Annotated in this window: 7 protein-coding genes; all 7 read left to right on the top strand. The window is 41.7% G+C overall.

All coding sequences use genetic code 11. The annotated features are described in order from the left end of the window. On the top strand, positions 1–362 hold a 362-nt coding region (locus GMD5S_RS0209395), incomplete at its 5' end, for an LPXTG cell wall anchor domain-containing protein (RefSeq protein WP_025172630.1). 129 nt (positions 363–491) lie between these two features. After that, positions 492–3,125: a DNA polymerase I gene (gene polA / locus GMD5S_RS0209390; protein ID WP_000358445.1), complete on the top strand. Its 2,634-nt coding sequence runs from the start codon at positions 492–494 to the stop codon at positions 3,123–3,125. A gap of 278 nt (positions 3,126–3,403) precedes the next feature. Next, complete coding sequence (locus tag GMD5S_RS0209385) at positions 3,404–3,694, top strand: thiamine-binding protein (protein WP_000647656.1); 291 nt, start codon at positions 3,404–3,406, stop codon at positions 3,692–3,694. Next, positions 3,657–4,415, top strand: a complete 759-nt coding sequence (locus GMD5S_RS0209380) for an ABC transporter permease (RefSeq protein WP_001245122.1) — start codon at positions 3,657–3,659, stop codon at positions 4,413–4,415. The genes GMD5S_RS0209385 and GMD5S_RS0209380 overlap by 38 nt, the downstream gene beginning before the upstream one ends. A gap of 36 nt (positions 4,416–4,451) precedes the next feature. Further along, positions 4,452–5,459: an ABC transporter substrate-binding protein gene (locus GMD5S_RS0209375; RefSeq protein WP_000754530.1), complete on the top strand. Its 1,008-nt coding sequence runs from the start codon at positions 4,452–4,454 to the stop codon at positions 5,457–5,459. After that, entirely contained in the window at positions 5,459–6,187 is a 729-nt protein-coding gene (locus tag GMD5S_RS0209370; RefSeq protein WP_000136211.1) for an ABC transporter ATP-binding protein, read from the top strand. Before GMD5S_RS0209375 ends, GMD5S_RS0209370 begins: the two co-directional genes overlap by 1 nt. A 204-nt stretch (positions 6,188–6,391) precedes the next feature. After that, positions 6,392–8,417, top strand: a 2,026-nt coding sequence (locus GMD5S_RS0209365; RefSeq protein WP_025172629.1) for a Spy0128 family protein, incomplete at its 3' end; no start/stop codon positions are given.

Below are 8,417 nucleotides of genomic sequence, written 5' to 3'. Positions count from 1 at the left end.
AAAGCGGTGCTCCGGCAGTAGCGAGTGTTCCAGCCTATGCAGAAAGCGGTGCTCCGGCAGTAGCGAATGTCCCAGTTTATGGAGAAAGTGGTGCTCCGGCAGTGGCTACTATTCCAGCCTATGCTGAAAAGATTGAACCTGCAGTAAATGAAGTTCCAGAATACACTGGTAGTGTAGATCCTTTGGCTACAAACCCTACTCTTGGAACAGAACAAGATCGTACCTACAAAGCGCCTGCAGCAACAGATGAGCAACTCCTTCCAAATACAGGAAGCCAAGACACCTCAGCAGTCCCATCGCTAGGATTTATTGGTCTCCTTCTTGGTTTGCTACCATTTGCAAAGAGAAAATTTAATAAATAAATCGCATGAAATCAATAAAAGAAAAGGATTTGAATAGTCCTTTTCTTTTTTATGGTGAAATAGGGATAAGTCCAAGTTTTTCAGCTCTTTCCGATGGTATTTTTCCTTGCTTTCCTTTATAATGGGTGTATGGACAAGAAAAAATTATTATTAATTGATGGATCTTCAGTTGCTTTTCGAGCTTTTTTTGCGCTTTATCAGCAGTTGGATCGGTTTAAAAATGCTAATGGCCTTCATACCAATGCAATCTATGGCTTTCAACTCATGTTGAATCATGTCTTAGAGCGGGTTGAGCCCAGTCATGTTTTGGTAGCCTTTGATGCAGGTAAGACGACTTTCCGAACAGAGATGTATGCAGACTACAAGGGTGGCCGTGCTAAAACTCCAGATGAGTTTCGTGAGCAATTTCCCTTCATTCGTGAGTTGTTAGACCATCTTGGGATTCGCCATTATGAGTTGGCCCAGTATGAAGCGGATGATATCATCGGGACTCTGGGCCGTTTGGCTGAGAAGGATTCCTTCGATGTGACTATCGTTAGCGGAGATAAGGATTTGATCCAGTTGACGGATGAGCATACGGTAGTCGAGATTTCTAAGAAAGGTGTGGCTGAGTTTGAGGCCTTTACGCCAGGCTATCTTATGGAAAAAATGGGCCTCACACCAGCTCAGTTTATAGACCTCAAGGCCCTGATGGGGGATAAGTCTGATAATATCCCTGGTGTTACTAAGATTGGTGAAAAGACGGGCATCAAGCTCTTGCTAGAACACGGATCGCTAGAGGGTATTTATGAACATATCGATGGGATGAAGGCTTCTAAGATGAAGGAAAATCTCATCAATGATAAGGAACAAGCCTTTTTATCTAAAACACTAGCGACCATTGAAACTCAGGCACCAATTGAGATTGGACTAGATGATTTGGTCTATAATGGCCCAGATGTGGAAAATCTCGGGAAATTCTACGATGAGATGGGTTTCAAACAGCTCAAACAAGCTCTAAATGTGTCATCAACGGATGCGCCTGAAAGCTTGGATTTCGCCATCGTTGACCAAGTCAGTCAAGACATGCTGAGCGCAGACTCTATCTTCCACTTTGAACTCTTTGGTGAGAACTACCATACAGATGACTTGGTTGGTTTTGCTTGGTCTTGTGGGGATAAACTTTACGCTACAGATAAACTTGAGCTTTTACAGGAGCCTATTCTCAAGAATTTTCTAGAAAAAACACCTCTGAAAGTGTATGACTTTAAGAAAGCGAAGGTTCTTTTAAATCGCTTGGGCTTGAACTTGCAGGCCCCTGCTTTTGACAGTCGCTTGGCCAAATACCTTCTCTCTACTGTCGAGAATAATGAAATTTCAACCATTGCGAATCTCTACGGTCAAACATACTTGGTCGATGATGAGACTTTCTACGGTAAGGGTGTCAAGAAAGCTATCCCTGAGAGAGAGAAATTCTTGGAGCATTTGGCTCGCAAGGTTGCAGTATTGGTTGAAACAGAGCCGGTTTTACTCGAAAAACTCAGTGAACATGGACAGTTAGATCTCCTCTATGATATGGAGCAACCTCTGGCTTTTGTCCTTGCTAAGATGGAAATTGCTGGTATCAAGGTCAAAAAAGAAACCCTACTTGAGATGCAGGCTGAAAATGAGGTCGTCATTGAGCAACTTACCCAAGAGATTTATGAGCTAGCTGGTGAAGAGTTTAATATCAATTCTCCTAAGCAGTTGGGTGTGCTTCTCTTTGAAAAACTCGGTCTTCCTCTAGAGTACACTAAGAAAACCAAGACAGGTTACTCGACGGCCGTGGATGTGCTAGAGCGTCTAGCTCCTATTGCTCCGATTGTTAAAAAAATCCTCGACTACCGTCAGATTGCTAAGATTCAATCCACTTATGTGATTGGTTTGCAAGACTGGATTTTGGATGATGGCAAGATCCACACGCGCTATGTGCAGGATTTGACTCAGACTGGGCGTCTGTCTAGTGTGGATCCAAACTTGCAAAATATTCCTGTGCGTTTGGAACAAGGCCGTCTCATTCGTAAAGCTTTTGTCCCTGAGTGGGAGGATAGTGTGTTGCTCAGCTCGGACTATTCACAGATTGAATTGCGCGTTTTGGCTCATATTTCTAAAGATGAGCACTTAATTAAGGCTTTCCAAGAAGGAGCTGACATCCATACTTCAACGGCCATGCGGGTCTTTGGCATTGAACGTCCTGAAGATGTGACTCCAAACGACCGTCGTAATGCCAAGGCGGTAAACTTTGGAGTGGTTTACGGGATTTCAGATTTTGGTTTGGCAAACAATCTTGGTATTAGTCGTAAGAAGGCCAAAGCCTACATTGACACTTACTTTGAACGTTTTCCTGGAATCAAAAACTATATGGAAGAAGTGGTACGTGAAGCGCGTGATAAGGGCTATGTAGAGACCCTCTTCAAGCGTCGTCGTGAGTTACCAGATATCAATTCGCGCAACTTTAACATTCGTGGTTTTGCAGAGCGAACTGCTATTAACTCTCCTATCCAGGGTTCGGCGGCGGATATTCTCAAGATTGCTATGATTCAGCTAGACAAAGCTCTAGTTGAGGGTGGTTATCAGACCAAGATGCTCTTGCAAGTGCATGATGAAATCGTCCTTGAGGTTCCAAAATCAGAACTAGCAGCCGTTAAAACTCTAGTGAAACAAACCATGGAAGAAGCCATCCAGCTTAGTGTCCCACTCATTGCTGATGAGAATGAAGGAGCAACTTGGTACGAAGCTAAATAAGAAAGTTATGAAAGAGTTTGAAGCATTTGTCTTCAAACTCTTTTTCATAGTTTTCTGTAAGCAGTTTCCTTGACTTTTCCTTGTATTTGCGTTACTATATTTCCATATAAGATATGGGAGTCTGTGTACAGTCTGAGAGGAAGTGTTAAACTTCGACCGCACCTGATCTGGGTAATGCCAGCGTAGGGAACGATACTTAGCCGAATTCTGCACCTTTTCCATATATGGCAAAGGTTTTTCTTTTTGTTCAAAAGGAAAGCCGAGAAGAGGAGGATTTTATGAAAGCAAGCATTGCCTTGCAAGTCTTTCCCCTATCACAGGGGATTGATCGAATTGCTATTATCGATCAGGTTATTGCTTATCTGCAAGCTCAGTCCGTGACCATGGTGGTGACACCCTTTGAAACGGTTTTGGAAGGAGAGTTTGATGAGCTCATGCGTATTCTCAAAGAAGCGCTTGAAGTGGCTGGGCAAGAGGCAGATAATGTCTTTGCCAATGTCAAAATAAATGTAGGAGAGATTTTAAGTATTGATGAGAAACTTGAAAAGTATACTGAGACGTCACATTAGTCTATTTGGTTTTCTAGGAGTCTTGTCAATCTGGCAGTTAGCGGGAATATTCAAACTTTTACCCAAGTTTATCCTGCCAACTCCTCTTGAAATTCTCCAGTCCTTTGTTCGTGACAGAGAATTTCTCTGGCACCATAGTTGGGCGACTTTGAGAGTGGCTTTGCTAGGTCTAGTCTTGGGAGTCTTGATTGCCTGTATCATGGCGGTGCTTATGGACAGTCTGACTTGGCTCAATGATCTTATCTACCCTATGATGGTGGTTGTCCAGACCATTCCGACCATTGCTATAGCTCCTATCCTGGTCTTGTGGCTAGGCTATGGAATTTTGCCTAAGATTGTCTTGATAATCCTGACGACAACCTTCCCTATCATCGTCAGTATTTTGGATGGATTTAGGCACTGTGACAAGGATATGCTGACCTTGTTTAGTCTGATGCGAGCAAATCCTTGGCAAATCCTGTGGCATTTTAAAATCCCGGTTAGTCTGCCTTACTTTTATGCAGGCTTGAGGGTCAGTGTCTCCTACGCCTTTATCACGACAGTGGTATCTGAGTGGTTGGGAGGCTTTGAAGGACTTGGTGTTTATATGATTCAGTCCAAGAAACTGTTTCAGTATGATACCATGTTTGCGATTATTATTTTGGTGTCGATTATCAGTCTTCTAGGTATGAAGCTGGTCGATATCAGTGAAAAATATGTGATTAAATGGAAACGTCCTTAAAATAGAGCGTTTTTGAAAAAGAAAAGAGGAAATAACATGAAAAAGACATGGAAAGTGTTTTTAACGATTGTAACAGCTCTTGTAGCTGTCGTGCTTGTGGCTTGTGGCCAAGGAACTGCTTCTAAGGACAACAAAGAAGCAGAAGTCAAGAAGATTGACTTTATCCTAGACTGGACACCAAACACTAACCACACTGGACTTTATGTAGCCAAGGAGAAAGGCTATTTCGAAGAAGCTGGAGTAGATGTTGACTTGAAATTGCCGCCAGAAGAAAGCTCATCTGACTTGGTGATCAATGGCAAGGCACCATTTGCTATCTATTTCCAAGACTACATGGCTAAGAAATTAGAAAAAGGAGCAGGGATTACTGCCGTTGCCGCTATCGTAGAACACAATACATCAGGAATCATCTCACGTAAATCGGACAATGTCAGCAGTCCAAAGGACTTGGTTGGTAAGAAATACGGAACTTGGAATGACCCAACGGAACTAGCTATGTTGAAAACCTTGGTAGAATCTCAAGGTGGAGACTTTGAGAAGGTCGAAAAAGTACCAAACAACGACTCAAACTCGATTACACCAATTGCCAATGGTGTCTTTGATACTGCTTGGATCTACTACGGTTGGGACGGTATCCTTGCCAAATCTCAAGGTGTAGACGCCAACTTCATGTACTTGAAAGACTATGTGAAAGAGTTTGACTACTACTCACCAGTTATCATCGCAAACAACGACTATCTCAAAGACAATAAAGAAGAAGCTCGTAAAGTTATCCAAGCTATCAAAAAAGGCTACCAATACGCTATGGAACACCCAGAAGAAGCTGCAGATATCCTCATCAAGAATGCACCTGAACTCAAAGAAAAACGTGACTTTGTCATCGAATCTCAAAAATACTTGTCAAAAGAATACGCAAGCGAAAAGGGAAAATGGGGACAATTTGACGCAGAACGCTGGAATGCCTTCTACAAATGGGATAAAGAAAATGGTATCCTAAAAGAAGACTTGACAGACAAAGGCTTCACCAACGAATTTGTAAAATAATGACAGAAATTAGACTAGAACACGTAAGCTATGCCTATGGCGAGGAGAAGATTTTAGAGGATATCAACCTGCAGGTGACTTCGGGTGAAGTAGTCTCTATCCTAGGTCCCAGTGGTGTAGGCAAGACTACCCTCTTTAACCTGATTGCAGGAATTTTAGAAGTCCAGTCAGGTAGAATTGTCCTTGATGGGGAGGAGAATCCCAAGGGGCGCGTGAGTTATATGTTGCAAAAGGATCTCCTCTTGGAGCACAAAACGGTGCTTGGCAATATCATCCTGCCCCTCTTGATTCAAAAGGTTGATAAGACGGAAGCCATTGCCCGAGCGGATGACATCCTTGCGACCTTCCAGCTGACAAACGTACGGGATAAGTATCCTCACGAACTCAGCGGAGGGATGCGCCAGCGTGTAGCCTTGCTTCGGACCTATCTTTTTGGACACAAGCTCTTTCTTTTAGATGAGGCTTTTAGCGCCTTGGACGAGATGACCAAGATGGAACTCCACGCTTGGTATCTGGAGATTCATAAGCAGTTGCAGCTGACGACCCTCATCATCACGCATAGTATTGAAGAGGCCCTCAATCTCAGCGACCGTATCTACATTCTAAAAAATCGGCCGGGACAGATTGTTTCTGAAGTCAAACTAGATTGGTTCCAGAGCGAAGACAAGGAAGTCCAAAAAATTGCCTATAAACGTCAAATCTTAGCGGAATTGGGATTAAATACTTAGATTCTTAGAACAATATTATATATTAAGTCCAAGCAAGAACCCTGCTTGGATTTAATTGTTTCAAAGCTTATGCGGACGTGGGATTGGCTGACTTATCCATCTATCTGATAAGTTAATATAAAAATTAGCACATTATAGTTGACATACTGTTATAGACCTGTATAATATAATTGAACCATTATAGACAATAAGGAGGATAATGTGGTGAAAAAGAGAACTAGTAAACTCTTTCGTTGCTTGATGGCCTTGCTACTGGTTGTGTCGGTCTTTTTGCCTGCACTAAGACTTAATGGAGTAGTTAGTGCTGCCGAAAAAACTGAATCAGAGTACACTTTGACTACAGAGCCGACGATTAATACGAACCGATTAGTCGATCATGCCAAATATGGAGAAGGTAAGTTCTATCTTAAAACAACTTACGCATTCCCAGACAATGTAACTCTGAATAACGGTGATTTCATGGTTTATCACGTTCCAAATGAGTTCAAAATCGAAGTAGATTCTAGTACAGATTTGAAAGCTCCGAACGGTGAAACGATTGCAAAACTGACAACAGAGAAGGCAACGAATACTGCTAAGATTACAGTAACAAACGAAGAGTACTTTAAGAAGTTTAATGAGAACAAACAAATTGTTGCATCATTTACTGTGGTATGGGCAGACCATGTTGAAAAGAACAAGGAATATGAAATCAACATTCCTGGTGCAGGAGTTTACCATTTGACTCGTATCGTTCCAGACGTTGACCCAACTGGATTTACTAAATGGGGAGTTCAAGACTCAGACGATCCTAACTATGTAAACTGGCGTATCCGTGTTAACCGCTATGCAAAATCTTACACTGGTGTTAATATCCAAGATACTATTCCAGATGGGCAAGTTCTTGCAAGTGAAATCACTGGTTACTACTTCCCAGACTGGGAAAATGGTTACGGAAGAACAAAATTGGATAGTGCTCATGTCCAAGTAACAGATAAGAACCATTTCTCAATTACACCTAACGGTGATGGAACTCTTGATCATAAAGGTTTGTTCATCCTATACCGTACTCGTTTGACTAAACCAGTTGACCAAGTTACTAAACGTGTACTAAATAACGTGTCGGTAACTACAAACGAGGAAGCTCAACCGATTGATTTTGAAGGTTTTGCACCAATTACCACAACAGATGGTATTGGTGGAGGCGCCAAATCGGATGAGGTAGCTTTAGAAGTAACTAAGAAACTTGAAGGTAAAACTCTTGAAAAAGATGCATTTAGTTTCCAACTTCTAGATGACAAAGGTAGTGTTTTACAAACTGTCAAAAATGATGAGAATGGTAAAGTGAAGTTCGAGGCAATCAAATACAAAGAAGCAGGAACTTTTAACTATACCATTAAAGAAGTTAATGATAACAAACCTGGATACACTTATGATGCGAATGTCCTTAAAGCGACTGTAACAGTAGAAGATGTTTTGGGTGAAAAATTAGCGAGCGTCAAATTTGAAGATTCTAAGAAAGAATTTACAAACTCATACGCGGCTAAAGAAGCAAAACTTCAACTTGAAGCTAAGAAAGTGTTGAAGGGTAAAGCTATTGAGGCTGACCAATTTGAATTTGAGTTGAAAGAAAAAGAAAGTGACAAGGTCGTTGCGACAGCTAAAAACGATGCAAACGGTAAGATTCAATTCCCAAAACTTACGCTCACAGAAGAAAAAACTTATACATACACTATCTCTGAAAAAGCAGGTGATGTAGCCGGAGTTGAATACGATCCAAATGCTTATGAAGTAACAGTAGTCGTTAAAGATAACGGCCAAGGTCAACTTGTTGCAACTCCAACAGGTGCTGAAAACCTTACTTTCACTAACACTTATAAAGCAGCTCCAACAAATGCGACAATCAAAGCAACTAAGAAGATTGCAGGTAATAAAGAGCTTGTAGCTGATGCTTATACTTTCGAATTGAAAGAAAAAGATACAGATAAAGTTATAGCTACTGCTAAGAACGCTGCTTCAGGCGAAGTTGTCTTCAACGTCAACTACACAGAAGCGGGCGAGCACACTTACACTATCACTGAAAAAGCAGGAACAGAGTCAGGTGTGACTTACTCAACTGAATCTTACACAGTTAAAGTGAATGTAGTAGATAACGGTCAAGGTCAATTGGTTGCGACTGTAGAAAATGCGAATGCAGAACGTGTCTTCACTAACACTTATAAAGCCGCTTCAACAGATGCGACAATCAAAG

Source organism: Streptococcus sp. GMD5S, assembly GCF_000298715.2.
Taxonomy (GTDB): domain Bacteria; phylum Bacillota; class Bacilli; order Lactobacillales; family Streptococcaceae; genus Streptococcus.
The sequence above is the reverse complement of the archived record's forward strand: the minus strand, read 5'-3'. Positions and strand labels throughout refer to the sequence as shown.